28 protein-coding genes and 1 tRNA gene are annotated in these 24,863 nt (G+C 51.3%); 13 read left to right on the forward strand and 16 right to left on the reverse strand.

The features are described from left to right. Positions 1–244: 244 nt before the first annotated feature. The 5 genes from rpsA (at position 245) to BMW46_RS01540 (ending at position 4,727) form a co-directional block, all read left to right on the forward strand. On the forward strand, positions 245–1,960 hold the full coding sequence (gene rpsA, locus BMW46_RS01515) for a 30S ribosomal protein S1 (protein ID WP_011381374.1): 1,716 nt from the start codon (positions 245–247) through the stop codon (positions 1,958–1,960). Positions 1,961–1,968: 8 nt separating this feature from the next. After that, complete coding sequence (locus BMW46_RS01520; RefSeq protein WP_011381373.1) at positions 1,969–2,253, forward strand: integration host factor subunit beta; 285 nt, start codon at positions 1,969–1,971, stop codon at positions 2,251–2,253. Positions 2,254–2,413: 160 nt separating this feature from the next. Beyond that, complete coding sequence (locus BMW46_RS01525) at positions 2,414–2,674, forward strand: LapA family protein (protein WP_256376915.1); 261 nt, start codon at positions 2,414–2,416, stop codon at positions 2,672–2,674. A 44-nt stretch (positions 2,675–2,718) separates the two neighbouring features. Continuing rightward, entirely contained in the window at positions 2,719–3,438 is a 720-nt protein-coding gene (gene pyrF / locus BMW46_RS01530; protein ID WP_074704519.1) for an orotidine-5'-phosphate decarboxylase, read from the forward strand. 701 nt (positions 3,439–4,139) lie between these two features. Continuing rightward, positions 4,140–4,727 (forward strand): CBS domain-containing protein, encoded by a 588-nt coding sequence (locus BMW46_RS01540; protein WP_074703922.1) that lies wholly within the window; start codon positions 4,140–4,142, stop codon positions 4,725–4,727. Positions 4,728–5,164: 437 nt separating this feature from the next. Here BMW46_RS01540 and folB read toward each other — a convergent pair whose 3' ends face one another. Continuing rightward, entirely contained in the window at positions 5,165–5,524 is a 360-nt protein-coding gene (folB, locus tag BMW46_RS01545; RefSeq protein WP_074703924.1) for a dihydroneopterin aldolase, read from the reverse strand. Between the two features lie 86 nt (positions 5,525–5,610). Between folB and plsY the strand changes: the two genes are divergently transcribed. Further along, on the forward strand, positions 5,611–6,219 hold the full coding sequence (plsY, locus tag BMW46_RS01550) for a glycerol-3-phosphate 1-O-acyltransferase PlsY (protein WP_074704523.1): 609 nt from the start codon (positions 5,611–5,613) through the stop codon (positions 6,217–6,219). Positions 6,220–6,286: 67 nt separating this feature from the next. Here plsY and tsaD read toward each other — a convergent pair whose 3' ends face one another. Further along, positions 6,287–7,330, reverse strand: a complete 1,044-nt coding sequence (tsaD, locus tag BMW46_RS01555) for a tRNA (adenosine(37)-N6)-threonylcarbamoyltransferase complex transferase subunit TsaD (protein ID WP_074703925.1) — start codon at positions 7,328–7,330, stop codon at positions 6,287–6,289. Positions 7,331–7,474: 144 nt separating this feature from the next. Between tsaD and rpsU the strand changes: the two genes are divergently transcribed. The 5 genes from rpsU to BMW46_RS01580 all read left to right on the forward strand — a co-directional run bounded on the left by rpsU (position 7,475) and on the right by BMW46_RS01580 (position 12,570). Beyond that, positions 7,475–7,687 (forward strand): 30S ribosomal protein S21, encoded by a 213-nt coding sequence (gene rpsU, locus BMW46_RS01560; protein WP_004179462.1) that lies wholly within the window; start codon positions 7,475–7,477, stop codon positions 7,685–7,687. A 69-nt stretch (positions 7,688–7,756) separates the two neighbouring features. Continuing rightward, positions 7,757–8,203, forward strand: a complete 447-nt coding sequence (locus BMW46_RS01565) for a GatB/YqeY domain-containing protein (RefSeq protein ID WP_074703927.1) — start codon at positions 7,757–7,759, stop codon at positions 8,201–8,203. Between the two features lie 141 nt (positions 8,204–8,344). Further along, a complete protein-coding gene (gene dnaG / locus BMW46_RS01570) occupies positions 8,345–10,141 on the forward strand; it encodes a DNA primase (RefSeq protein WP_074703929.1) in 1,797 nt (598 codons plus the stop codon). Positions 10,142–10,404: 263 nt separating this feature from the next. Beyond that, positions 10,405–12,435: an RNA polymerase sigma factor RpoD gene (gene rpoD, locus BMW46_RS01575; RefSeq protein ID WP_371113487.1), complete on the forward strand. Its 2,031-nt coding sequence runs from the start codon at positions 10,405–10,407 to the stop codon at positions 12,433–12,435. Between the two features lie 58 nt (positions 12,436–12,493). Further along, positions 12,494–12,570, forward strand: a tRNA-Ile gene (locus BMW46_RS01580). A 96-nt stretch (positions 12,571–12,666) separates the two neighbouring features. Here the strand turns inward: BMW46_RS01580 and BMW46_RS01585 are convergent. The 14 genes from BMW46_RS01585 to BMW46_RS01655 all read right to left on the reverse strand — a co-directional run bounded on the left by BMW46_RS01585 (position 12,667) and on the right by BMW46_RS01655 (position 22,509). Further along, entirely contained in the window at positions 12,667–12,891 is a 225-nt protein-coding gene (locus tag BMW46_RS01585; protein WP_074703930.1) for a hypothetical protein, read from the reverse strand. Positions 12,892–12,988: 97 nt separating this feature from the next. Beyond that, positions 12,989–13,408, reverse strand: coding sequence for a hypothetical protein (locus tag BMW46_RS01590; protein ID WP_143049063.1), 420 nt, complete (start codon positions 13,406–13,408; stop codon positions 12,989–12,991). A gap of 74 nt (positions 13,409–13,482) precedes the next feature. Next, complete coding sequence (locus BMW46_RS01595) at positions 13,483–13,971, reverse strand: aspartyl protease family protein (RefSeq protein WP_074703934.1); 489 nt, start codon at positions 13,969–13,971, stop codon at positions 13,483–13,485. Further along, entirely contained in the window at positions 13,971–15,116 is a 1,146-nt protein-coding gene (locus BMW46_RS01600; RefSeq protein ID WP_143049064.1) for a hypothetical protein, read from the reverse strand. Before BMW46_RS01600 ends, BMW46_RS01595 begins: the two co-directional genes overlap by 1 nt. Positions 15,117–15,287: 171 nt before the next feature. Beyond that, positions 15,288–16,418, reverse strand: coding sequence for a phage major capsid protein (locus tag BMW46_RS01605; RefSeq protein ID WP_074703937.1), 1,131 nt, complete (start codon positions 16,416–16,418; stop codon positions 15,288–15,290). Between the two features lie 623 nt (positions 16,419–17,041). Next, positions 17,042–17,317 carry a hypothetical protein gene (locus tag BMW46_RS01615; RefSeq protein ID WP_074703940.1) on the reverse strand — a complete coding sequence of 92 codons (276 nt, stop codon included), beginning with the start codon at positions 17,315–17,317 and terminating at the stop codon, positions 17,042–17,044. A 97-nt stretch (positions 17,318–17,414) separates the two neighbouring features. After that, positions 17,415–17,798, reverse strand: a complete 384-nt coding sequence (locus BMW46_RS01620; RefSeq protein WP_074703942.1) for a hypothetical protein — start codon at positions 17,796–17,798, stop codon at positions 17,415–17,417. Then, a complete protein-coding gene (locus BMW46_RS01625) occupies positions 17,795–18,400 on the reverse strand; it encodes a hypothetical protein (protein ID WP_074703944.1) in 606 nt (201 codons plus the stop codon). The genes BMW46_RS01620 and BMW46_RS01625 overlap by 4 nt, the downstream gene beginning before the upstream one ends. After that, the gene (locus BMW46_RS01630; protein ID WP_074703945.1) at positions 18,397–19,293 is read right to left on the reverse strand and encodes a hypothetical protein; all 897 of its coding nucleotides are present in this window, start codon (positions 19,291–19,293) and stop codon (positions 18,397–18,399) included. The genes BMW46_RS01625 and BMW46_RS01630 overlap by 4 nt, the downstream gene beginning before the upstream one ends. Beyond that, positions 19,293–19,805, reverse strand: a complete 513-nt coding sequence (locus BMW46_RS01635; protein WP_074703947.1) for a hypothetical protein — start codon at positions 19,803–19,805, stop codon at positions 19,293–19,295. Before BMW46_RS01635 ends, BMW46_RS01630 begins: the two co-directional genes overlap by 1 nt. 251 nt (positions 19,806–20,056) lie before the next feature. Beyond that, the gene (locus BMW46_RS01640) at positions 20,057–20,260 is read right to left on the reverse strand and encodes a hypothetical protein (protein WP_074703948.1); all 204 of its coding nucleotides are present in this window, start codon (positions 20,258–20,260) and stop codon (positions 20,057–20,059) included. Then, positions 20,257–20,475 (reverse strand): hypothetical protein, encoded by a 219-nt coding sequence (locus BMW46_RS01645; RefSeq protein ID WP_074703950.1) that lies wholly within the window; start codon positions 20,473–20,475, stop codon positions 20,257–20,259. Before BMW46_RS01645 ends, BMW46_RS01640 begins: the two co-directional genes overlap by 4 nt. Before the next feature lie 109 nt (positions 20,476–20,584). Continuing rightward, positions 20,585–21,205: a hypothetical protein gene (locus BMW46_RS01650; protein WP_074703951.1), complete on the reverse strand. Its 621-nt coding sequence runs from the start codon at positions 21,203–21,205 to the stop codon at positions 20,585–20,587. Continuing rightward, positions 21,202–22,509 carry a tyrosine-type recombinase/integrase gene (locus BMW46_RS01655; RefSeq protein WP_074703952.1) on the reverse strand — a complete coding sequence of 436 codons (1,308 nt, stop codon included), beginning with the start codon at positions 22,507–22,509 and terminating at the stop codon, positions 21,202–21,204. The genes BMW46_RS01650 and BMW46_RS01655 overlap by 4 nt, the downstream gene beginning before the upstream one ends. 520 nt (positions 22,510–23,029) lie before the next feature. Here BMW46_RS01655 and BMW46_RS15890 point away from each other — a divergent pair. Beyond that, positions 23,030–23,179 carry an AbiV family abortive infection protein gene (locus tag BMW46_RS15890; protein ID WP_371113488.1) on the forward strand — a complete coding sequence of 50 codons (150 nt, stop codon included), beginning with the start codon at positions 23,030–23,032 and terminating at the stop codon, positions 23,177–23,179. A 614-nt stretch (positions 23,180–23,793) separates the two neighbouring features. Next, entirely contained in the window at positions 23,794–24,348 is a 555-nt protein-coding gene (locus BMW46_RS01665) for a recombinase family protein (RefSeq protein ID WP_074703954.1), read from the forward strand. Positions 24,349–24,863 lie beyond the last annotated feature (515 nt).

Genomic DNA, 24,863 nt, shown 5'->3' on the forward strand with positions numbered 1-24,863 from the left:
TCATTTTGTGTTTTTTCGCATTCAATCGCGTCGAATGCCGGGCAACTGGATTCAGGATGAACCAGAGCAGGAAGTGTAGTTGAAGCTGGATATTTCGAATGTTCGAGCAGTTGAAACATCGGTAATACGAGCGCTGCCATATCGTTATGGCTCTCAGAAAAAGAGAACCATCAGAGCAGTTATTATTAACCCTAACCCCATGAAACCTGCCGGTTTTGATGGGACCACATCAGGTGTTCTTACAATGGCCACTGTTTCCCCCGCTGTCGATTCTTCCGAAAGTTTTGCAGCGTTATTTGAAGAAAGCCTTTCCCGTCAGGAAATGCGTATCGGTGAAGTCATCACCGCGCAGGTCGTCCGGGTCGATTACAACATCGTAGTCGTAAACGCCGGACTCAAATCAGAGAGTTTCATCCCCGTCGACGAATTCAAGAACGACAAGGGCGAAGTTGAAGCCAAGCCCGGCGATTTCGTCAGCGTCGCCATCGAGGCGCTGGAAGATGGCTATGGCGAAACCCGCCTGTCGCGGGACAAAGCAAAGCGCCTTACCGCCTGGCATGATCTGGAGGCTGCAATGGAAAGCGGGGCCATCGTATCGGGTGTCGTGAGCGGCAAGGTCAAAGGTGGATTGACTGCCATGATCAATGGCATTCGCGCCTTTCTGCCCGGCTCGCTGGTGGATATCCGGCCAGTCAAGGATACGACTCCTTACGAAAACAAGGAGATGGAATTCAAGGTTATCAAACTTGACCGGAAGCGAAACAACGTGGTGGTGTCTCGCCGCGCAGTGCTGGAAGAAACCCAGGGCGCCGACCGCCAGACGTTGCTCGCCAATCTGACCGAAGGCGCCATCGTCAAGGGTATTGTCAAGAATATTACCGATTACGGCGCATTCGTGGATCTGGGGGGCATAGACGGCTTGCTGCATATTACCGATCTTGCGTGGCGGCGGGTAAAGCATCCCTCCGAAGTCATCAGTGTTGGTGATGAAGTAACCGCGAAAGTTCTCAAGTTCGATCAGGAAAAAAACCGCGTTTCGCTGGGTATGAAGCAATTGACGGAAGATCCATGGGTAGGATTGTCACGGCGGTATCCGCCCCATACCCGGTTATTCGGCAAGGTCAGCAATCTTACCGATTACGGCGCGTTTGTTGAAATCGAGCAAGGCATTGAAGGCCTCGTGCATGTCTCCGAAATGGATTGGACCAACAAGAACGTGTACCCGTCCAAAGTGGTGCAATTGGGCGATGAAGTGGAAGTGATGATTCTTGAGATCGATGAGGAGCGGCGGCGCATCTCGCTTGGCATGAAGCAGTGCAAAGTGAATCCGTGGGAAGATTTCGCCATGAATCATCAAAAAGGCGACAAGGTGCGGGGTCAGATCAAATCCATTACGGATTTCGGCGTCTTTATCGGGCTGCAAGGCGGGATAGACGGACTGGTACATCTTTCCGATCTTTCCTGGAATCAGCCGGGGGAAGAAGCCGTGCGCAATTACAAGAAGGGTGACGAGGTCGAGGCAGTCGTGTTGTCCATCGATGTGGAGCGCGAGCGTATCTCGCTTGGCATCAAGCAACTGGAAGGTGATCCCTTCAACAGCTTTGTCTCCGTTCATGACAAGAACAGCATTGTCAAAGGTACGGTAAAGTCGATTGATGCGAAGGGTGCCGTGATTTCACTCGAGAATGATGTCGAAGGTTACCTGCGCGCTTCAGAGGTATCGCGCGACCGGGTTGAGGACATTCGTTCCCATTTGAAGGAAGGTGATGTGGTTGAGGCGATGATCATTAACGTCGATCGCAAAAATCGTGGCATTAATCTTTCGATCAAAGCGAAGGATATGGCGGAGGAATCCGACGCGATGCAGAAGGTGGCAGGGGACGCATCCGCCAGCGCGGGAACTACCAGTCTGGGTGCTTTGCTCAAAGCCAAGATGGATGTTAAGAATACGGAACAATAAAGGGCATCATGACAAAGTCTGAACTGATCGCGAGGCTTGCAGCTCGCCATCCTCAACTGGGAACAAAAGATGCCGAGCTGGCAGTCAAGGTTATACTTGACGCGATGGCGAAGAGTTTGTCACAAGGGCAGCGTATTGAAATTCGTGGATTTGGCAGTTTCGATCTGAACTATCGTCCCCCGCGTGTCGGACGCAACCCGAAATCGGGAGAAAAAGTTCGGGTACCGGAAAAATATGTCCCTCATTTCAAGGCAGGAAAGGAAATGAGGGAGCGGGTGGATCAGAAAAACTGAAAAACGCGAATTGAACGGATGGATATAATGGCGGCATGATTGAAAGATCATGCCGCTTTTTTATGCACGTGGATAAGCTTCAGGTCGATTACCTGCGCGATGTTATCCTGGTCTGAGCAATGCTCCTGCTGTCAACGCGAGTTCTTTTCCGGAAAAACTGATGATGCGTTATTTGATATGGTTCCTGCGGATTGTACTGTTTCTCCTCCTGCTGGGCTTTGCTGTGAGAAATGTCGAACCGGTAACGCTTTATTATTACTTCGGTTATGAATGGACGGCACCGCTGGTACTGGTAATATTGTTTTTCTTTGCACTGGGGGTGATGGTTGGCGCTGCATCCTGTCTCACCATCGTATTCAGGCAAAGACGGCAACTCGCCTCATACCGGAGAAAATATGACGTCCCGGACGTTCATTTGTAAATCAACTGTACCTTCCTGTGATTTCCGTTCCCGATAAATTGCATATGAATGATCCTCGTATTATCGTCGCCCTGGATTTTCCGGACTCAACATCCGCACTCAATCTTGTAGCCCGTCTGGATCCCTCGCTATGTCGGCTTAAAGTCGGCAAGGAGCTTTTTACCGCTGCCGGACCGCAGTTGGTGGAAAAGATGATGGGTAAAGGTTTCGAGATCTTCCTCGATCTGAAATTCCACGATATTCCCACTACGGTGGCAAATGCGTGCAGGACAGCTGCAGCTTTGGGAGTGTGGATGATGAACGTGCATGCGCTGGGCGGAAGAAGAATGCTGGCAGCAGCTCGTGAGGCTGTACCGCCGGGCTCAATCAAGCTCATCGCAGTGACGCTGCTGACCAGCATGGATCAGAGCGATCTCGATGAAGTGGGTCTGAAGGGCGAACCGCAGGACGTGGTGCAGCGCCTTGCCTTGCTCACTCGGGATTGCGGCTTGGATGGAGTCGTATGTTCCCCGCTCGAAACGTCCAGACTGAGGAATGCGATAGGCGCGGACTTCTGTCTGGTCACGCCGGGAATACGGCCGGCCGATAGTTGTCCGGACGAACAGCGGAGGATAGCAACCCCTCGCGAGGCGATTGAGAACGGATCGAATTATCTTGTTATTGGCAGACCTATTACCCAGGCAACTGAACCAGTGGCGATGCTGAGCCGGCTGAACAAGGATATCGAAGATATCAGGGATGTCAGTCACTTCGACAATTTCTGAGGGAGATGAAGCCTGTACCCAGAAATCTGTCGAAGGGCTTGTTGATTTTAGAAAAAATCGCTATTTATTTCGCCCACAAGTCGGATCGGGCGTCGCGTTTTTTCTTTCGGTTTATCCGGCTACCTTCGAAGTCACCCCAGAGTTTGTTTTTATTTGATTTTGCATGCTTTGTCATTCGGGTAGTGGCAGGTTCAAGCCAATTATCAAATTCGGCAGTATTGAGATCGAAGCCCCTGTATGCGTTTTTCATATACCGTTCTCCACGAAAGAAACTGTCAGATAGAGTAGCAATTACTGAATGTTCTAATCGAGCCTGCCGCAAACCGCAAACTGGACAGATCAATCGGAGCCATCTCTGCGATAAGCGTGAGAGCAATCTTCTACAGTTTGGCTACGCGCCTCTGTTCGTTTTCCCACATAAAAGATCGGATCAAGCACACGCTGATGGTTTTGCGTTCACAACAGATTTTTTCTGCCGGGAAGCACGGGTAGCCTTGTACTCCGAATGCCTGGATGAAAGGATGGCGGGCCAAGCAGCGTACCTGATAAGAGGCTCTCTTTGAGGTTTTGCTATATTCGACGTTACAAAAAGTCGCATTGACCCTTTGTGAAGGTGGGCGTAGAGTTAGATTTGGGGGAATGCTTGAATTCGATTTCACTGATTTCAAGGGTATTCCCTCCCTAATATGGAGGATATCGCTATGTCCGACTATCATCTCCTCCCGGCGCAGCGTCTTACGGGCGCTGTACGGGTCGCAACGCCAGCCCAGCCTGAACCGGTAACTCTGACATCACCCGCGCTCGTCGTAATGACCGACTTACGGCATATTCCGGCCGCTGTAATCGAGCCGGATGTGACCATGGAGTCGGCTAATGCCTATATGATGCTGCGCGGAATTCGATCTCTGCTCGTGTTGAATCGGGACAAGCTTCTCGCAGGCATTATTACGGCGACCGATATTCTGGGGGAAAAACCGCTGCGTTTCATTCAGGAAAGGTGCGTCAAGCACAATGAAATTCTTGTTTCCGACATCATGACCCCCTTGGATCGGCTGGAAGCGATTCACATGTCAGAAATCCAGCATGCAAGAGTCGGAAATATCATCGCCAGTCTGTGTGACACCGGCCGGCAGCATACCCTGGTAATAGAGAATGGCGTGGATGGCCAGCCCACCGTTTGCGGGATGTTTTCCCTGACGCAAATCGAAAAGCAGCTTGGAACTATCATTCCTTCAGTGGAAATTGCCAGGACCTTTACCGAAATAGAGGCGGCGCTCGCAGCAGGCTAGTCTGGATATTTCCCCGAATCACGGGATAATGGCGAGGTGTTTTGGAGTAGATTTGCGTATCCCGCGCCAACCCAATAGTCGGCCTATTGGCGCGAAGCGGGACGCAAAAATGCACAAAACACCCGTCAATGCTCGTGAAGGCCGATGGTAAAAACCGGATTTCAGTCCTGGTTGAAAAATACAGTGTTCATACTGCTTTCTATAATTCCCAGCTGGTTTGGTGAAATATCCGTGCTGAGTACTGGAGCGGCAGCATGCCAGGGACCTCAGGCAGCTCTCGTTCACGTTCGGAAGCCTTGTCTTCTCTCGGCCGCGTTGGAGAAAGGGAGGTGCGGGTCAACTCCTGGAACCAATACAATATCGATGGCGGAATAGTATCGTAATAGAAGTGCTTCACCTGCGTGAGGGAGGCGCTTACCGAGATGCTTCCAGGGCTCTTAATTGCCGCATGATGTGCGTTCGATGCGCACACCTACTTTTTTTACACCCCGAATTGCGCTCAGTTTCGCCACGTTTACCTTGATCCACGGTGATTTGAATTCGAGCAGGATGGTCTGCGCGATGTGCTCGGCCAAGGCTTCAAGCAGGGAAAAATGCCTTTCGGAAAGGACCTGATGAATGCGCTGCACGATAAGGGAATAATCCAGCGCGTCCTCGAAATTGTCAGTCTGACAGGCCTGGCTCGTAGGTAATGCGATCTCCAGATCGAGTTGGATCGTCTGCGCAACTTTGAGTTCCCACGGGTAAATTCCAATCAGCGTTTTAACTTTGAGTTCGTGCAGGAAGATGATATCCATTGTTAAGCATTAAAGCATCGGCGAGCAACATTACCGAAGCTGTTTTTCAAGTAGAATCAGCAGGGGATTTTATTCTATTTGCAAAGATGACGCTGATAGCTTTGGTTCTGCCAGCATATTTGCTGGGTTCGATTTCCTTTGGCGTGCTGGCGAGCCGGTTCTTTCAACTACCTGATCCGCGCACGTACGGCTCAGGCAACCCCGGCGCTACAAACGTCCTTCGATCCGGGAAAAAATCCGCAGCGATATTTACATTGCTGGGGGATGCAGGCAAAGGCTGGCTTGCGGTCGCGTTGGCGGAGTATTATGCACCCTTTTTGAACCTGGGTAACGAGGCAGTTGCGGCAGCGGCCCTGGCGGTTTTTCTAGGCCACCTGTTTCCTGTGTTTCTGCATTTCAAGGGTGGAAAGGGAGTGGCAACCGCGCTGGGGATACTGCTGGGATTCAATCTCTGGATGGGATTGCTTGCGGTCACAATCTGGCTCGCAGTAGCGGTGATCTGGCGTTTTTCATCGCTGGCGGCAATAGCGGCCGCAGGCCTGGCGCCATTCTATGCCTTATTTTTTCTCGGCTTCGAAGCGCGCACCCTTGTGGTTTTCATCATGTCCCTGTTGCTCATCTGGCGGCATAAGTCAAATATCGCCGGCCTGATCTCTGGCAGGGAATCGCGCATTGGCAAGCGCAGTACCTCTTGAGGGCTGGGCAATCCGCCTTCCCGGTTATCGTCCGGCGAGCAGAACAAGTGCGGAAGCAGATGGCATCTTATGCTTCCCGCCCGATTTCCTGCATTTCCAGATCCCAGCGGGCGTTTATCGTAAACTTGCCAAGCCTTAAACTTTCAGGTTCTCCAGATTCCAGGCGCATTGCTCCCGCAAATGCGATCATCGCCCCGTTGTCAGTGCAGAATTCGAGTTTCGGATAATACACCGTAGCGCCAATCGTTCCTGCTCTGTAGTCGAGGTTGCTCCTCAGCTGGCGATTGGCTCCCACCCCGCCAGCCACCACCAGTTGGGTAAGTCCCGTTTTTGCAAGTGCCGCAAGCGATTTCTCGGTCAGCACTTCGACTGCCGCCTCCTGGAAAGCCTGTGCGATCGCACCGCGAGTCTGGGGTGTCATCTCGTGTTTGTTCACCAGCGTCAGCACGGCTGTTTTGAGGCCACTGAAGCTGAAATTGAAATCCCCGCTATGAAGCATGGGGCGTGGAAGCTCGAAGCGCACGGACTGGCCTGATCGGGAAAATTCATCTGCCAGCCGGGAAAGCGCGGGCCCTCCTGGATAACCCAGACCGAGCAGCTTGGCTGTCTTGTCGAAGGCTTCTCCTGCCGCATCATCCACAGTTTCGCCAAGCAATCGGTACTGCCCCAGGCCGGTCACTTCCATCAGTTGCGTATGGCCCCCCGATACAAGCAGCGCTACGAATGGAAAAGCAGGGGCGGGGTCGGAGAGCAGAGGAGATAAAAGATGGCCTTCGAGGTGGTGAATCCCCAGCACGGGAATTTTGAGCGCAAAACCAAGCGCGGCTGCCACGCTTGCACCTACGAGCAAGGCTCCGGCAAGTCCCGGACCTCGGGTGTATGCAATGGCATCCAGATCTCGCAGTGTGAGCCCGGCTTCCGCAAATATCTGCCGGATGAGGGGCAGCAATCGCCTGATGTGGTCGCGGGAGGCGAGTTCGGGAACTACCCCGCCATATTCCCCGTGCATTTCGGTTTGTGAATATAGCGCATGGCTGAGCAAGCCCTGCCGGGTGTGATAAAGCGCGACACCCGTTTCATCGCAGGAGGTTTCAATTCCGAGTACGAGCAATTGGGGCAGGGAGAATCAGATTCTTTACAGGAGTTTTTTAGGAATTGTTACTTGTTATATAATAGTGGGCTGTCTATATTTAGACGAAGACCCAGTTGTCACTTTTTTATTGATCAACATTTTCAGGAAAGGAACCCCCTCTTCATGACTACTATTAAAGTCAAGGAAAACGAGCCCTTTGAAGTTGCAATGCGCCGCTTTAAGCGCACGATAGAGAAAACAGGCCTGCTTACCGAATTGCGTGCCAGGGAATTTTACGAAAAACCGACCGCCGAGCGCAAGCGCAAACTGGCGGCAGCAGTAAAACGGACCTACAAGCGCCTGCGCAGCCAGTTGCTTCCACCGAAACTTTACTAGTTCGAGTCAGTCGAAAAATAAGCAGTTATCAGTTATCCGTAAATCTCTGTAAATTTCCGTTCGGCCGCCGTGAGTCTGAAACAGCAAATAACCGAAGATATGAAAGCCGCGATGCGAGCGGGTGATGCGCGGCGGCGTGATGCTATCCGGCTGTTGCAGGCTGCGATAAAGCAGCGTGAGGTGGATGAGCGCAGAGAGCTGGACGATGCAGCCGTCGTTGCCGTTATCGAAAAAATGCTCAAGCAGCGCAGGGACTCCATTGTCCAATATGAGGCAGCTCACCGGCAGGATCTCGCGGATGCAGAGAAGTATGAAATGGAGGTGCTGCAGTCCTATATGCCCCAGGCATTGAGCGATAACGAGGTGGAATGTGCTGTCGCTGAAGCGATTTCCGCTGTCGGCGCCAAGGGACAACAGGATATGGGGCGGGTAATGGCGCTGCTCAAGCCCAGGCTTTCCGGGCGGGCGGATATGAGCAAAGTGTCTGCTCTGGTCAAGATCAGACTCGCCATCTGACGCATCGCTTGCGCCTCATTGAGGTAGCGGACTTCAATTGCAAGTACTGCATGTATCAAAAAAAGTGGAGTGCTCTTTTCTCGCACAAGTGAATTTTCTGTCGGCGCTCCACTCTCCACATGCTTGCCTGATCTGTCATAAATGATTTCACAATCATTCATTCAGGAACTGCTCGACCGGACAGACATTGTCGACGTCATCGAGCGCGATGTGCCCCTAAGGAGGGCAGGCGCGAACTACAGCGCCTGCTGCCCATTTCATAGTGAAAAAACCCCCTCCTTCACGGTAAGTCCTACCAAGCAGTTTTATCATTGTTTCGGTTGCGGCGCCCACGGTAATGCCATTGGTTTCGTGATGGAGTACGGTGGCATGCACTTCGTGGAAGCTGTGAATGAACTTGCGGCGCGAATCGGGCTCCAGATCCCTGCGCAACAAGCTGAAACGGGAGCAGGGTCTCAACCAGATTCTGCACGGGCAAAGCTACAAGGAACAGAGGGAACAGAAGGAACAGAACACTCCCCGGGCGCTTTGCTGGAGGCAATGAAGGTTGCCGCACGTTTTTACCGGGAGCAACTCAAGCTTTCGAAAAATGCGATCGACTATCTGAAGCAGCGCGGCCTGACGGGTGCAACCGCTGCGCGTTTTGGCATCGGATATGCTCCGGCAGGCTGGCAGAACCTGCACACTCCGTTCCCCGGGCAACCGGAGAATGCTACGAAACGCCTGCTGGTACAGGTCGGATTGATGGTCGAGGGTGACGGAGGCAAGTGTTATGACCGGTTTCGCGATCGCATCATGTTTCCCATCGTCAACCTCAAAGGGAGGATTGTCGGATTTGGTGGCAGAGTCCTGGAGAAAGGGGAGCCCAAGTATCTCAATTCCCCGGAAACGCCTCTATTCCAGAAAGGCCGCGAACTCTACAATCTCTTTGGCGCCCGGCGGGCGATCCGGGAAGCGGGAAAGGTTATCGTAGTGGAGGGCTACATGGATGTAGTGGCTCTTTCCCAGCATGGAATCGAATACGCGGTGGCTACCCTGGGCACTGCCACCACGCCTTATCATATCCAGAAGCTCCTGCGACAGACCGATAATATCGTCTTTTGCTTTGATGCAGACAGCGCTGGAAAAAAAGCGGCTTGGCGCGCACTGGAGGACAGCCTTGCACAGCTTGCCGACGGCAAGAGCATCAGTTTTCTTTTTCTGCCGGAGGGGGAGGATCCTGACAGTTACATTCGCAACCATGGTAGGAGCGCCTTCGAAAAGCTGCTTGAGCAAACATTGCCTCTGTCTGTTTTTCTTTTCAGGGAACTGTCGGCGCGAGCTGACCTCAAAAGTAGCGAGGGGCGTGCCAAACTGGTGCAGGATGCCAAACCCTTGCTGGCGCGAATCGCCGCACCCGGGCTTGCATTGATGCTGGTGAAGCGATTGACGGAGATCAGTGGTCTGAGTGAGCGCGAGTTGGAGGGTATTTTGAAGATCAGACGGGTTACCGCTTTTCCAGTGCGCGAAAAGCCTTCCCGTCCCAAGCCTGTTTCTCCCTACGAATGGCTGCTCCAGATATTGTTGTACCACCCTGCCTATATCCAGAAGCTTGACAGGGAACTGCTTGCCTATGACCAGGAATATGAGAAAGAAGTAGTAGCGCTGGCGGCGCTCGTTGAATTTATCGACGCCCACCCCCATATAGGAGGAGGTACGGCGATACCTTTGATGACTATTCATTTCCGCGATAGTCCTTATCGGGCGCTCCTTGAGCAGGCGGCAAGCAAAACACTTGGCTGGGACGGCGAGATCGACCTGGAAGCGGAATTTGCCGGAGCGATGGCGCGATTACATGAGATGAAACGCAAGCAACGCATGGCAGTGCTGCACAATAAATCCCTGAGCACCCTTACCCCCGAGGAAAGACAGGAGCTTCAGCGAATGGCGATGCCGTGAAGCAGAATTGTCAGGTGTGGTATGAATGCAAGTATGTTCTGATATAATGGAAAAATTTTAATTTTCAACGGAAAGAACGCGGTCAAACCCGGACACAAGTCCAAACAGCGGTAAAAGCAAAGATGGCTGTGTCTGCCGAAGTTTCGGGTCAACCTGAGGGCGAGGTTCGGATGGCAATCAAGGAATCTGAAGATATGAAGAAGCTGTTGAGAGCGCAGGCGAAAGAAGCAGCAGCAAAAGAACTGACGAGGGTGGATGAAGAAATGTTCGAAAATGATAGTGAAACGGAAACGGATTCAATGGCTAAAGCTCCGGAGCAGGTGACCGAGATTGCGAAGGCAGTGATGGCGGCGAAAGAGCCTGCCCTCGCCAATGGCAAGATCGCAAGATCAAGAGCGGCCCGGGAAGGAAAAAACTCGCACGCCAAGGATCCGGAAAAAGTCACCGCCTCCCAGGAGCTCGAGGCGCGCCGCATGCGTCTCAAGAATCTGATCGTACAGGGTAAGGAGCGCGGCTATCTCACTTACGCCGAAATCAATGATCATCTCCCCGACGATATGCTCGACGCGGAGCAGATCGAGAATATCATCAGCATGATCAATGACGTCGGGATTTCCGTTTATGACGAAGCGCCCGACGCGGAAACGCTGCTCATGTCTGAAACTGCCCCTACCGTGGCCGATGAGGATGTGGTGGAGGAAGCAGAAGCTGCGCTTTCCACTGTGGATTCGGAGTTCGGACGCACAACCGACCCTGTCCGCATGTATATGCGCGAAATGGGTTCCGTGGAATTGCTGACGCGTGAGAGCGAAATCGAAATCGCAAAACGTATCGAGGACGGCTTGAAGCACATGATACAGGCGATTTCCGCCTGTCCGACAACCATAGCCGGAATTCTCGAACTCGCCGACAGAGTGTCGAAAGACGAGATGCGTGTGGATGAGCTGGTGGATGGGTTGCTCGATCCCAGCACGGAGGAAATTATCAGCGAAGAGATTTCCGACGAATCCCTGGAACAGGAATTGAACTCGGATGCAGAAGATGAGGATGTCGCTGCAGTTGCAAATGCCAACCTCCTCAAGCTGAAAAATGACGCGCTAGAGCGTTTTGCAGTGGTTCAAAAGGCTTATGACGAGATGCAGAAGGTGCTCGAAAAGAAGGGATCGGGCAACAAAGCTTATAAAGACATCCAGGAGCAGATTTCATCTGAGCTGATGGCTATCCGTTTCTCTGCCAAAATGGTTGAACGGCTGTGTGATACGCAACGCGCACTGGTGGATGAAATGCGCGGTTACGAACGAAAAATAATGGAGCTTTGCGTAAGCAAGGTGGGAATGTCGCGTAACCACTTCATCAAGACCTTTCCCGGTAACGAGAGCAACCTGAACTGGGTGGACGAGGAGATTGCGCTCGGCAAACCCTACAGCGCAACCCTGGAACGTTATCGTCCCGAGATTGTGGAACAGCAACAGAATCTGCTGGCACTGCAAAAGCAGGTAGGCATTCCCTTGAAGGAACTCAAGGAAATCAACCGCCGCATGTCCACGGGTGAGGCGAAGGCGCGCCGGGCCAAACGTGAAATGACTGAAGCAAATTTGCGACTGGTGATTTCCATCGCCAAAAAATATACCAATCGGGGATTGCAGTTCCTCGATCTCATTCAGGAAGGCAACATCGGCCTGATGAAGGCAGTGGATAAATTCGAATACCGGCGCGGATACAAGTTCTCCACCTACGCAACTTGGTGGATTCGTCAGGCCATCACACGTTCCATCGCGGATCAGGCGCGTACCATCCGTATCCCGGTGCATATGATCGAAACGATCAACAAGATGAACCGCATTTCCCGCCAGATCCTGCAGGAAACCGGGCAGGAGCCGGAGCCCGCCGTCCTCGCCCAGAAAATGGAAATGCCGGAAGAGAAGATTCGTAAAATCCTCAAGATTTCCAAGGAACCGATTTCCATGGAGACGCCGATCGGAGACGACGAAGATTCTCATCTCGGGGATTTCATCGAGGATTCAGCCACCATGGCACCTGCGGATGCGGCGGTTTATGCCAGTCTGCGCGATGTTACGAAAGATATACTGGATTCGCTGACTCCGCGCGAAGCAAAAGTACTGCGCATGCGTTTCGGTATCGAAATGAATACCGATCACACGCTGGAGGAAGTCGGCAAGCAGTTCGACGTGACGCGCGAGCGCATCCGCCAGATCGAGGCCAAGGCACTGCGCAAGCTGCGCCATCCGTCCCGTTCCGAACGCCTGCGCAGCTTCCTGGATACTGAAGGCTGATCAGCCTTCAGTGGCTAGTTCAATACAGTTCCAAGTTAAGAGTTTTAAAGTTGTAAGAGGGTCTGTAGCTCAGTCGGTTAGAGCAGGGGACTCATAATCCCTTGGTCGTTGGTTCGAGTCCAACCAGACCCACCAAATAAACAAGGAGTTATAGCTTGTGGAAGCTGTAACTCCTTTTATTTTTTCCAAAATGTAACCGTTTTGTAACCAAGAAATCTCAATAGATTTTGTTCATGCGGGTCTCTTGCTTATCGATTCTCGAACAAGATTTGCCAATACCAATCTTGCCATGCTTTCTGCGGTCGTTTGTTGACAATGCGCTTTTCTGCTATTTCCGTCATACGAAACGTTTATATAACCAGCCTCCCAGGTATAAGTTCCCGAGTAGGTTTTGCCATCCACCTTGTACTCAACGTCGTTGATAAACAGCGGTCTCATCGCTTTGCTTTTGCTCATTTTCATCCTCCTTGGTTGAGTTTTTGCCTATTTTTAATAGTAGGGTAGCCACCCCCTAATTTAAATCGATTGTAGGGCTTCTGGTAGAGCCTTGTTATCATTCCACGTCATCCCATGGCCGGGCTCCAGATGCCTTGTTGGCCACTACAGCAGCAGTCGCTGCGGTATAGCGCGATTGCTGGGTAAGTCTCGGTTTCGTAGCAAAGGTCTGAATCAAACGCGCCTGGCGCTCGATCATCCCATGAAGCCTGTTGAGGGTCTTTAAATCTCCCCCTCCATCTACCAGCTCGGCTTCGAGCGAATCGGCCTGGGAGGTCAAGAATTCATGCGAAGCGATAGATTTCACGTACCCGCAAAGCAGTGGGGCATTTGCTCGATCAAACCAGGCTGCAGGTTTTGACAGTACGATCTCCTTCCACAATTCTTTCTGTCTGGCAGTTAGGGTTGTAGGCGGGGATAGGGGCGTGGCAACGCGAGGGGGAACAACGGAAAGACTTGCGGATGATTTCTTAGCCATAAAAATAGCCCAAATTGTAACGATTTATGAAAGGGAAGCTCCGAGCGCGCTCTAGAGCCTCAGGAGGTAGAGATTCAGCCTCCCCCTACCCTAGCTGGACTCATTGAGGCTGCATCTACCTTCTGCTGAGGCACATAACTGAATGACCATTCAGTATTGGAGTTAACATTTTTTATTGATAACTCGCCGGCTGAGATTATGTCCATGCCGACAATCACATCCCACCACACATCGCCCGGCTTCTTTAAGACAACAGTCAGTTCAAAGAAGGTAATCTTGTCGGGAAGAGAGAGATTTATTTGATAGGCCTCACTCTTTTCCAGCCCGTTTACACCTTGTGTAAAAACGGACCTTACGCGCCTTATAGGCTTCAAGCCTAAGGCCTCGACAACTCGCGGCGTTATTATTGAGTGGGTCGCACCGGTGTCCCAAAGGGCGTTAAATTCAACTCTTGGGTATCCCGGAGCTCCATTAGCAGGATTGAATGCTTGAGAGACATGGCATGGAGTTCCTAAAGCTGTCAATAAACCGTCTTCAGTTTTAACGGTAAAGCTTCTATTCATTAACATAGTCCTTGAATTGGCTCATCACAGACATTGGCTGCCGTGATGATATTGGATAGCGGAATATCCGCAGGGTTGACGCCACACATCTCTGATGTGAGATAGTCATAGGTGGCCAGTGCCGGATTCTGGCTCCATTTCGTCTCGCCAGTGCGCGGGTCATAGAGTTTCTTGCCGCGCATCAGGACTTTTATATCAGGGACACCTCCCTGGAATTCCGGTTGCCTCAAATCCAGTCTGATTACTGTGTAGGTAAAGCCGGTAAGCGTAGCAGTAGGCTTCCACTTGTCTGGACATTCCGCCAGTAAAGTAGCGTCAGCAGGATCCCCGGGGGCTCCCAGGTGCTTTTGAACGCGCACCTGCGAAGTATTTGTCTGGTACTGATAGCTCACGCTGTAGTGCGTGATCTGCATTGTCCCGCCGAACGGGAACGGTGAAGTCGGCGCAGCCGTGACCATTATCGTCTTGCCTGATACGGTATAAGGAACCTCTCCGGATGACGGGAACCGGAAAGCGCCGGAAATCCACGTGCCGTATGCTACAACCCGGACCGCGCTGCTCGGCGTATGCGAAAGCGTGAATGGTGCCGCGCTGAACGTCTCTGTTATGCTCTCAGTTTTTGTTGAGTAGTATTCGCCGCTGGTAACAAAGCCATCGGCATCGAGCTCCCCCAGTTCTTTGCCATTGATATAAATTTTCTCGATCCCATCGCTCTCATGTGCGGCATGAACACAGACGAGGTGCTTGAATTCTTCATTCAAGCCGCTGGACAGAATCGCCACAATATCCGCTCCCACCATTGTCCGACCGTAAACGTACCGATGTGGCGCGTCTGTAACGATACGGGTAACCGTGCGCTCTTGTAAGCTGTTGAGGAAGTCTTCCCGTGCCTGTGCTGCCCTGCGCTTCGCCTTCTTCGCGGCTGCGCGTTGAGCTACAGCGCCAAATACCGTGGTCCCGATGGTCAGGGAAATGGACGCTACCGTTATCGCCGTCGTAAGAGTCATTTTGGCTAATGCAGCGCCGATGACCGCAACTAATGTTACAGGATCGGCATGAGCAACACCCGGCAGCAGCAGTAAAGCTAGAAGCGGCATGAGAAAAAAACGGTTTTTCTGAACTGGCTTGCGCGGTCTGCCCGCCATTTGATTTGCTGAATTATTTTCAAATACGGAATTTTTTGTCTGCGTGAGTCCGGGCGCGGTGTCCAAGCGTCGTTTCCCCAAAGATTTGCCCACCCCCCCTCCAATAAAAATCCCCGATTTCAGGCCGGGGGTTCTTATTGCATCAGCTGCGTAGCGCCAATGGAACATCATTTAGCTCGCCGCAAACTTCATCAGCTTGATGGCGCGGAAGTCCCGCATACCACCTCCCACGCGCTTCGTGCTGTAGAAGAGGACGTGGGGTTTTGCAGTGAACGGATCACGCAGCATCGATGTGTTGCGGTCAACGATGGTATAGGCTCGTTGGAAGTCGCCAAAGGCGATTGAGATGCTATTAGCCGAAACGTCCGGCATGTTCTCGTCTTCGTGCACGGGATAACTCAGCAGCGTTGACGGTTGTCCGGCTTCTAATCCCTCCTTCCAAATGTAGTCACCGTTTGCGTTCTTGAATGTCCTTATCAGCTCAAGCGTATTGGTATTCATCGTCCAGGCGGCATTGATGCGGTACCGGGGCTTAAGAGAATGAACCAGCTTTATCAGCTTGTCGGAGGGATTGCTTGCAGCGAATGCTCCGGACGCACCAGAAGCGACATACTGTAGAGCGCTTTCTGCCCGTACTCCGTCAGCAGTGCTTTCTATATCGTGAGTCAGAATGCCGCGTGGTTTATTGACCCCATCGCCGACAATGAACGCCTCGCCTTCACCCTCGCCGAATGCTTCAGCAAGCTCGTTGATCAGCCAGTTTTCCAGGTCAAAGTTATTGTCATCAAGCAAGCGTTGAGTCACAGCAGGGCTTGCGTAGACTTCTCCCATGGCTGGTTTCAGTTCTATAAAATTGGGGCCATCTGTCTTGGGTCTGGATTGAGTTTCCCCCACCCATGAGTAAGTGGTGCCGCCTACGCTATGGAGCATCGAATATTCACCGCTTTCGATCTTCACTACGCGCGCAAGCTGCCGCATGGGCGAAAGCTCGCGCAGGGCTTTAGAGATGGTGCCGTCGATCTGTATCGGAACGAGATAGCCGCCGTTCGGGTCGTTATTGGTAGCCATGGCCTTGGCTTCAAGTCCACGCTCCCGGCCAGACCGCAGGTAGCCTAAGAAAGCCTGCTTGTGCTCTCTCTCTTCCGGCTCTTCCGCTCCATGAAACCCGGCGCCGGGTCTATTCGCCTTTTTTGCAAATTCGTTTAGAGCGGTCTCCAGATTCTTGATGCGCTCGTTTTGAGCATTCTTGAATTCGGTAAATGCCTCGCCCTGCTTTTCAAGAATTTCCTTAATTTCATACATGTGATAAAGTCCTTATAAATGTCATCACCATACTCATAAAATTCGAGTATGGTGTGATAATACAAGGACTTATTCCCCGTTTAGGGGTACTAGGGAATTACTTATTTAAATTTAATTTGCACCAGGTAAATTTATTCCTGATGGTCTTGAAGGTGAGTTGCTGACGACCGTTGCGGGGATGGTGGTAGGTTATAAGTTGCCAGACTCGGTCTACTTTCTCTATGGGACTTGAGGCGGATCCATGCATGTCTCGCCTTACAGCCTCAAGTTCCAATTCTTCCAAAAGTCTCTCGAAGGTGAGGGGGTTTCCTATTCTGGTAAGCAGCTTGAGAAGATAGTCCTTTAAAAATCCCGGTCTCTTCCCAAGCCGCTGCTGTTGTTCGAAGGATAGCCCCAAACGTACCAGATTCATCACGCGGTCCCGTTCAGGGCTGGGTGGCAAGGTTTTCTCGATGTAAGAAGGAATGTTCACTTGCCGTCCTGAAGCTGAGACACGATGATTTTGGCCCGTTTCACGCTGTAGCCTTGCGCTCTAAGCTCCTTCTCGATCTTTCGTTTACGCAGTGCCTCCGCACGTCTGCTGCCTTTCAACATAGACGAGACGAACGTCCGTCCTAGTCCTGTTAGTTTACCCATGTAGACCTCTCTGCTCTGCGATAGGCCAGCAAGGGACCACCAATCACTTTATTGTCCGGGCCCACCGCGAAGAGCTCTAGCCCGTTTACATCCGCCTGCAAGACAAGACGAGCCTTGCCGTTATTCACCAGGTCATCAACAATCTCACTGGCTTCCTTGTTCTGCCGGCCGATAGCGATAACCATCAATTCCATAATTTGCAATGATGTTTTGACGCCATTTTCCAGGGTGTCCAGGATTTCTTTGTCTATTTCTTGAGTCATTTTTTACCTTTTTTGTTACGGTTTATGAAAGGAAAGGGGACGGCGCGGTCTAGGCCGGTTTGCTCTGGACTTTTTATGCCCCCCATACGCTCTCGGCTCATGCCGCCTTCCTTTCCAACTGTGCGTCCGTGCTGAATTGCTCGATTACCTCAAGCAATGCGAGCCCGTCATAATGCGCGTGCGGGATCGCCAGCTCGAAAGTCCCGATACCTTTGATGCCTACCTTGACCAGCACCGGGTCTGTGCTGGCGTCATCTACCAGCACAGCGTATTTCCTTCCAGCTTTGATCTGATCTTCCAGACTGGCTTGACCAGCTCTCACACGAAGCTCTGCAAGAAGCGCCTGCTTATTCTCCCTGATCACATTCGGCCAATCACTGACCGCACTTCCTTTTCCATCAAGATAAAGATTTCCGCTTTCAGAAACAGACAGCGTTAAGCCGTCAGCAGCAATCTGCTCAAGGATCAACGCCGGGTTCATATTTCTATCCTTACCATGCGTTCTTCATTACTTGCAGCGTCATAGTCATCCAACCATGGATCACTGGTTACTTCCTTTTCTAAAGACTGGTTTTGACTTTGCTTTTCTTGGCTAAGCTTTTCTGTACTTGACTGTACTAAGGACCCGACCTTGACCCGTCGGGGTTGCTGCGGGTTAGTCGTCGGCATACCCGACGAGGTAGCCGACGGGTTAGGCGTATCTCCTTTATTTGGGCGGCTTCTAGCGTTTCTCTTTTTCTCGTTTGTGATGGCTGCACCACGCTTTCCACCCTCTGATTTCCTCTCTTTTCGCTCGTCCAAGTACTTTCTGTAGTCTTCCAATTCAGGAGAGAAAATAAAGCCTTCTGATACCCTAAAAAAAGGCATTACGGCAGGCAGACAGTCAATGATTTCTTGCTCAGAAAACCCCAATACCTTAGCAAGCAAACCCGGTTTTTCTGGGAGTCTTTTATTCGCCCAGCATTCATGCCGCATGGTATACAGCAGACCCCGCTCCTGTAATGTCATGGTTCGATACTCGATTCTCGCCATCATTGCTGCGGCATATTCCTGATAAGCAGGAGCTTCACGGTTTTGGCTCATGCTGCCCCTCCATGGAGGAATTGAGCCATCTCCAGCAGATGCGCTCGTTCCGATTGCTCCGCCACCTTTGCGACAGCAAGAGCATTGTCAGGAAGTAAAGCCTCTACCTTTTCCCTGAGTATTCGCCGCATGGTTCCCGCCGGCATGGCCTCTGCTTCCACCGTGAACGCTATATGCTGAGAGCGCGCATCAGATTCCTTGCGCGGCTTGGTTGGCAGGTTGAACTCTTCTATTTGGTCAAGGTTGATCCCTATGCGCTCGAATCTCAGCTCGATGTCGTCGCTCAAGTGCCGCCTCATTTCCTGCTCAAGGCTGCGATCTATCAGGACTCCAGCCGGGTCGTAATCGCCTATATAGAAGATTTGAAGTGGCCGCCAGTCGTCCGAATCATTGTGTTGGCTTGCCGCTTCATGAACGAACGACAGGCTGGAAAACCCTCCACATGGAAAAAGGTCAACCGCCAGCTCGTTACAGTCTTTCAATAGTACGCTTGCAATCGATCTGGACTCCGCCCACACCTCGCAGCGGCAATCAGCATCAGCCCAAAGATCAGCCCGGTATAGGCCCGCCATGCGCTCTACGAAGTCCCCAGCACCGCCGTACGTGTTCACGTAATACCCTTGCCGCGACATATCGGCAATCCAAGCGTAGGGGATGGCGCCGGAGCGCCGCAGAGCAACGCAACGCTCCTGCACATGCCGATAGCCTCGATCACTCTTTTCCACCGGCTCCCACAAGCGGGGATCGGTCATGCGGTAAAAGACATGCCGGACTGATTGCGGATGATCCTGGCGCAAGATGTCGATAATCTGCCTGTCGAGCTGTTCAACTTGGGCCGCAGTACGTCTCACGCGTTTTATCGTGCCAGCACGATAAAATTCATTCGTGCTCATTATTTGCCTCCCGTCGCGGTCATTGGCTCGACTAGCTTCAGGTAGGACGGGTTCTTTCTATAGCGGGAATGGGCTGACTTTATGGTGTTAATAATGTGGACGGAAGCATAATTTATCTCCTCCTCAGCCCATTTTTTAAATGCGGGATCCCCCCACATTCTCCATACGTAGTTGGATACGCAGGAAGGATCGGTTCCCTCCTCCGGGGCATACTCGATCTCAAATTTGCTCAGGATGGGCGGGGTTTTCTTCGGTGCTTGGCGTTCGTTCCAGATCCTCAACTCAAACCTGCCACCTTTGATTCTGGCCGTTCTGAAGTAATACAAAGGGCGGAGGTTGTCGGGCAAGTCTGAGGTATAGACAACTCGCTTCCTTGCAACGGGGAAATGATGATCAAGCGCCAGACCAAGGGAAATTAGCTCTTCCTTAGTGCCAACGTAATCTGTGAAATGAGGTGTTGCGGAAATAACGATGAACTTGTGCGCGAACGCGCGAGGGGATTTAGCAGCCATTATGGCCTCCTGATAGATACGTTGAAATTTCACCCTTGTTGAGAGGGCGGCCAGGCACTTCAACACCGCTATCAGACGGCTGGCAGCTTCAGCCCGAAGGCTCTTTTTACACTGCCCACTACCCGGCCATAGGGAAACCAATGGACGTAAAAAATCCACGACTAACGGGCGCGGAATATGCCGCTGATAGAGGTGTGTTGAGCACCATGCGTCAAACTTATATGGAAAGAATGGGGATGTCAAGCAGAAAGTCACGGTAACACCACCCCCGGTTGAGATTGCCGAGCTGCCATCCGTTTTTCCCATTCCTCGGCAGTGCGTCGGGGGATGATGACTTGATCGCCAAGTTTGATTTCGTCGGGGGCAAGATACTGCTGCTTGAGGACTTCGTAATACTCGCGGGGGCAGTGATACGCTTCGCAGAATTGCTCTATCGTGTAGGCTGCGTATCTCATTGCGCGCCTCCATTCAGAAGCGCACGAATGTCAGCAACAGGCCAGGCTAACCGGCCATTTATGCGGATAGGCCGGATAGGACCGTTCTCAAGGCAGGCCCAGGCGCGCAGGGTTTGGGATTTTCTGTTCAGGTGATGCGCGGCGGCATCGGTGGGAACTGTGACGCGGGTTTCGTGCTCCAGCGGGATGAAGTGCTGATTTGCTGCTGTTTGCATGTTGAACCACCTTTCGCCCTTCGGCGTTGTTGAAGATGGTTCATAATTATTGTCATATTATCCGTGCTGTATACACTATTCACGATTTGATGCGAATATGCGAAAGGGATTATTTTTTTTGGGAAAAGTATTTCCTTAGCCCCTTGTATCTATGCTTTCCTCCTAAGAATTCTTCCTGATTTTCATCTATCATCGTAACAAGTGCGCGTGCTTTGGTTTTTTCTACGTCATGATTTCCTTTTTCTAATACGGCATTTAATGCGGAATCGAGACTTGGATGATCTTCGGCTATTTCCCAAACAGCGTTCCATATCTTTAAACCAGTCTGCCAATCACGACGAGCCGCTACCGCTCGTTTTCCAGATTGCGGAAGCTTCTTGGAAGAGAATACTTCATCAAGAGATACCGGTCCGTCCGGCTGTAAGAACTCGCTAAATCTCTTATTAAAATCAAGCGCCAACCAAGTTGGCAGTGGCATATTTTCCTCACCGCAGTAACGAATTGCATGCAGTAAGGCTAAAGTGTCGCCCTTTTCATATCTCTTTTTAAAGACATCCAGTTGATCATGCACCTTGACAATGGATAAACATTTTATATGTCCCGGTATGTGGCCAAAGCGCATTCCCGTTCTAAGAGCCAAGGCCGCTTTGGCCCATGCAGATTCCACTTTGTCCAAGTCTTTTTCATGCTCATTGAAATAAGTTTCCGCTAAAAAGAAAGGTTCGGTCATCTTTCCACCACCCGTAAGCCGGGTTTCTCCGCTATAAATTCAATTCCCGCTTGTTCCAGGATCCATGCCTCGATCTTCACGTGCCACATTCTCAGCAGGTCGAGTGGCCGTCGAATATAGTTTTGCTCCCGTACGCCTTGCGGTTTGTGTCCCTGTATCTGTGCTGCAATTCCTGATGGCATCTCGATCCATTCACAGAGACTTGCAAAGCTGCGCCTGAGCCCGTGTAAAGTCATTTCAAGCCCTGCCACTGCACAGGCTTTATTATGCGCTATGCGCGGATCTACAAGCCTTCCAGACGCTGCCGTAGGGCTGCTGAATACCCAACCATTCCGGCGAGGTAAAACGCTCAGCAAGAGCCTTACGTAAGGCGTGAGAGGGATAATGCGCGTACCTTCTACCTTGTCGCGTATGGTCAGGCTGTTCCACTGAAAATCCACCTCTTCCCATCGAAGGGTGGCCAGTTCATTCCGTCTTGCGCCGGTCAATAACAGGGCTTGCAGGTATGCGCTGGTGACAGGGTTGCCGATCTGCTTTACCGCTGAAAACCATAGGGCCAATTGCTCACGCTGTAGAGCGTCATTCTTCACTGAGGGCTTGCCCAGGCTTTCGCGTGCCTTCCTGCTTCGCGCAGGGTTTTCAGATACGATTTCTTTATACGCGGGATGATTCTGGCACCAGAAAATAAAAGCCTTGAGAAGACGCAAGGTATTCCGGGCTCGGGTTGGTCTTCGCTCGGATTCTGTCTTTGCCCATCTATCGATCATTTCGGATCGAAGGTCAGCCAGCCGAACTGCTGCGAATGGACGGAGGATTCCGGGCTCGGTAAATTTTTTATTGCTGCGGGTCCTGGGTGCACCGCCGGCCTGCATCGCCCGTATATGGTCATGTAGATGAGCTTTGCCCCAATGCGGCTTTCGCTCTGCGATGTATTCCTCCCAGGCATCACCTACCGTGACTGATTCCTTGACGCTCTGCAATATCGCCGCAACTGCTTTTGCTTTCTTGGCGGCTTCTTTTTCGGCTTCCACTTGCCGGGGATCGTCGCCCTTGTCTATGGTGACTTTTAGCTCACGTGCTGCCTTTTGAGCTTCCGCAATGCTCCACGCGCTCACATCACCGATAGTGACGCGCATGGATTTACCGTCAACCTTGGCCTGGAAAATGTAACTCTTCCGAACTGAGCCGGCAGTGGCGCGCACTCCCAGGCCTTGAACCTCATCACACCAGAGAAAGGCCTGCTGCTTGCCTTCAGGACAATGGAATCTTTCTATCCTGCCAGCGGTAAGTCTTGCCTTTGTCATAAAATATGTAACCGATTTGTAACCCGGTTTTCAGTATATAGCGGAATATGGATCAACACAACGAACAGGTAAGAATGCCTTAATTCGTTGTTTTATATGAAAACTATGGGAATAGGGGAATAGGGATCAACAGTGATAAATACCGTCTCAGCGAGACTCATAATCCCTTGGTCGTTGGTTCGAGTCCAACCAGACCCACCAATAAAATAAAGGCTTACGGATAAAACTGTAAGCCTTTTTCTTTTTAGGGGCACTAGTGGGGCATATTCAACCGGTCTGCGCTAACCAGGAACCGGTAAATCCCCAAAAATTAGCCGTAGTTCCGACGAAGTTGAACAGTTAGGACCGATGGGTCGCCGCAGGTAAGTGCCCGAAGTGGACAAGCAAACATTAATATTCATTTAACTAGTAATTCATTAGCTAAAACTGACATTAGTGGTTTGCCAGTTTTGTTAGGAATTACCTTCTAAACATAGATTCTTACTCAACACTCAATCACGACACTCAGTTAAGCACTCTCATTGAGGGGGCCAAGAAGACTTATCGAAACGTCGAGGAGCTTTTTCAAGAAGCCTCAATCCTCCATGACCACAGAGCGCTCAACCGGGCACTGTTTCTACACCAGATATCATTGGAAGAATGCGGAAAGATCGAAATGCTGGGAGCATAGGCAATTAGCCTTCTCAAGGGCTTTAAGGTCGATGCCCAAAAGATCACAAAAGCACTTGCGAGTCACAGAGCCACTTGCGAGTCACAGAGCCAAGAATAACACAAACTCCTATTTTCTCCCCGTATTTGATGCTGAACGCCAAGCTCGTGCTACATCAGACCGCCTCGCCGCCGTAAAAGTGTTTAATGATCGGTAGTCCGACTTTCACAAGGAGTCTAACTTGGCAAAGAACTCATCCTTGTACGTGGCTAAAGCCGCTCCCCCCGCTTATGACCTTTATGTCAGCCAGGTTCAGGTCAACCTCGATGCACTGCCCTGAATCTGGAAAGGAAGCTCCATGCCGCAACCTTATTAACGATCCATCAATCTCTAACCCTCCATTTTTGTAGTTCTGCTACAACTGGTGCTAGTGTGACTCGCCAACTGCTAGTCGAGACAAATGGAAAATTGACTGCGTGCGGAGTTTGTCAGTCTGAAATACACCCCATCCTGACAAATCTGCCTGACACTTTTCCTGCCGTTTTATGTCAATCTAGAGTTCAAAATTATATTGATTGACACTCACTCATGAAGGTCATAGACTCTACTCTGACATTTTTAGCAGGGGGAGAACCATGACCAGCCAGAGAATCGGATACATTCGCGTCAGCTCATTGGACCAAAACCCGGAGCGGCAGCTCGACGGTATCAAGCTAGACAAGGTATTTACTGACAAGGCATCCGCCAGGGATACAAACAGGCCTCAGCTGCAGACTGCACTCAATCACGTGCGTGCAGGAGACACCCTCGTAGTTCATTCCATGGACAGGCTGGCGCGTAATGTCGAGGACATGCTCAGGCTTGTGAGGGAGATGAACGATCGGGGTGTATCAGTTCAATTCATTAAGGAGAATATGAGCTTTACTGCTGGCAGCGAAGATCCTCGCTCTACGCTGATGTTTACGATGCTCAGCGCCTTTGCACAGTTTGAGCGTTCGCTGATCAAGGAACGGCAGCGGGAAGGGATAGCCCTGGCAAAGGCCAAAGGAATCTACAAGGGCAGGAGGCCGGCACTGAATGCAGAGAGGATTGCGCAACTGCGTGAGCGGGCCGCAGCAGGCGCAAACCGAACAAACCTGGCGAAGGAGTTTGGGATAAGCCGCGAAACCCTGTATCAATACATCCGATAAGAAGGAAGAACGAGGTAGTTGAGTGCCTTCGTTAAACTTGAGCAGCAAAAGTGAGCAGGGATACTATTTTTTTCGCATATTCCGGGGAGAGCTGCAGTTAGGACTTAAGGTCCTTAATACATAAGAAAAATATTATGAAGATAATTAAAACATTTAACTTTTTTTATGGAAGTACTGCGTACGATGTTCCAATGTCATGAACCGCATCAAGATGGAGCGGCTTTCACTTCATCCATTTCATTGGAGTCTACCTATCATGGAAAAAGAAGTAAGGAAGTTTTAACATCCATATCCATGCGGGGCCTGCTGGCCTCCTGCACCGAGGGCGGTACGCTCGAAGCAAGGAATGACAATGTGAGCATGGCCACACAAAGTATCAGAACTTCTGTTGACGACGACGGGCTCGGCAGGTAAAGCTGCTTGGGACGCTATTTGGCAACCTTGTTCGGGATGACTTTGTTGTCACATCAAATCCGTGGTTTTCTTGGCGCGTGGTTGGATGGAATCGCTATCAC

It is taken from the genome of Nitrosospira multiformis (genome assembly GCF_900111585.1).
GTDB lineage: Bacteria > Pseudomonadota > Gammaproteobacteria > Burkholderiales > Nitrosomonadaceae > Nitrosospira > Nitrosospira multiformis_B.

Coding starts and splice junctions, on each gene's coding strand:
- rpsA (WP_011381374.1), top strand. CDS start 245: ATGGCCACTGTTTCCCCCGCTGTCGATTCTTCCGAAAGTTTTGCAGCG.
- BMW46_RS01520 (WP_011381373.1), top strand. CDS start 1,969: ATGACAAAGTCTGAACTGATCGCGAGGCTTGCAGCTCGCCATCCTCAA.
- BMW46_RS01525 (WP_256376915.1), top strand. CDS start 2,414: ATGATGCGTTATTTGATATGGTTCCTGCGGATTGTACTGTTTCTCCTC.
- pyrF (WP_074704519.1), top strand. CDS start 2,719: ATGAATGATCCTCGTATTATCGTCGCCCTGGATTTTCCGGACTCAACA.
- BMW46_RS01540 (WP_074703922.1), top strand. CDS start 4,140: ATGTCCGACTATCATCTCCTCCCGGCGCAGCGTCTTACGGGCGCTGTA.
- folB (WP_074703924.1), bottom strand. CDS start 5,524: ATGGATATCATCTTCCTGCACGAACTCAAAGTTAAAACGCTGATTGGA.
- plsY (WP_074704523.1), top strand. CDS start 5,611: ATGACGCTGATAGCTTTGGTTCTGCCAGCATATTTGCTGGGTTCGATT.
- rpsU (WP_004179462.1), top strand. CDS start 7,475: ATGACTACTATTAAAGTCAAGGAAAACGAGCCCTTTGAAGTTGCAATG.
- dnaG (WP_074703929.1), top strand. CDS start 8,345: ATGATTTCACAATCATTCATTCAGGAACTGCTCGACCGGACAGACATT.
- rpoD (WP_371113487.1), top strand. CDS start 10,405: ATGTTCGAAAATGATAGTGAAACGGAAACGGATTCAATGGCTAAAGCT.
- BMW46_RS01585 (WP_074703930.1), bottom strand. CDS start 12,891: ATGAGCAAAAGCAAAGCGATGAGACCGCTGTTTATCAACGACGTTGAG.
- BMW46_RS01590 (WP_143049063.1), bottom strand. CDS start 13,408: ATGGCTAAGAAATCATCCGCAAGTCTTTCCGTTGTTCCCCCTCGCGTT.
- BMW46_RS01595 (WP_074703934.1), bottom strand. CDS start 13,971: ATGAATAGAAGCTTTACCGTTAAAACTGAAGACGGTTTATTGACAGCT.
- BMW46_RS01600 (WP_143049064.1), bottom strand. CDS start 15,116: ATGGCGGGCAGACCGCGCAAGCCAGTTCAGAAAAACCGTTTTTTTCTC.
- BMW46_RS01605 (WP_074703937.1), bottom strand. CDS start 16,418: ATGTATGAAATTAAGGAAATTCTTGAAAAGCAGGGCGAGGCATTTACC.
- BMW46_RS01615 (WP_074703940.1), bottom strand. CDS start 17,317: ATGACTCAAGAAATAGACAAAGAAATCCTGGACACCCTGGAAAATGGC.
- BMW46_RS01620 (WP_074703942.1), bottom strand. CDS start 17,798: ATGAACCCGGCGTTGATCCTTGAGCAGATTGCTGCTGACGGCTTAACG.
- BMW46_RS01625 (WP_074703944.1), bottom strand. CDS start 18,400: ATGAGCCAAAACCGTGAAGCTCCTGCTTATCAGGAATATGCCGCAGCA.
- BMW46_RS01630 (WP_074703945.1), bottom strand. CDS start 19,293: ATGAGCACGAATGAATTTTATCGTGCTGGCACGATAAAACGCGTGAGA.
- BMW46_RS01635 (WP_074703947.1), bottom strand. CDS start 19,805: ATGGCTGCTAAATCCCCTCGCGCGTTCGCGCACAAGTTCATCGTTATT.
- BMW46_RS01640 (WP_074703948.1), bottom strand. CDS start 20,260: ATGAGATACGCAGCCTACACGATAGAGCAATTCTGCGAAGCGTATCAC.
- BMW46_RS01645 (WP_074703950.1), bottom strand. CDS start 20,475: ATGCAAACAGCAGCAAATCAGCACTTCATCCCGCTGGAGCACGAAACC.
- BMW46_RS01650 (WP_074703951.1), bottom strand. CDS start 21,205: ATGACCGAACCTTTCTTTTTAGCGGAAACTTATTTCAATGAGCATGAA.
- BMW46_RS01655 (WP_074703952.1), bottom strand. CDS start 22,509: ATGACAAAGGCAAGACTTACCGCTGGCAGGATAGAAAGATTCCATTGT.
- BMW46_RS01665 (WP_074703954.1), top strand. CDS start 23,794: ATGACCAGCCAGAGAATCGGATACATTCGCGTCAGCTCATTGGACCAA.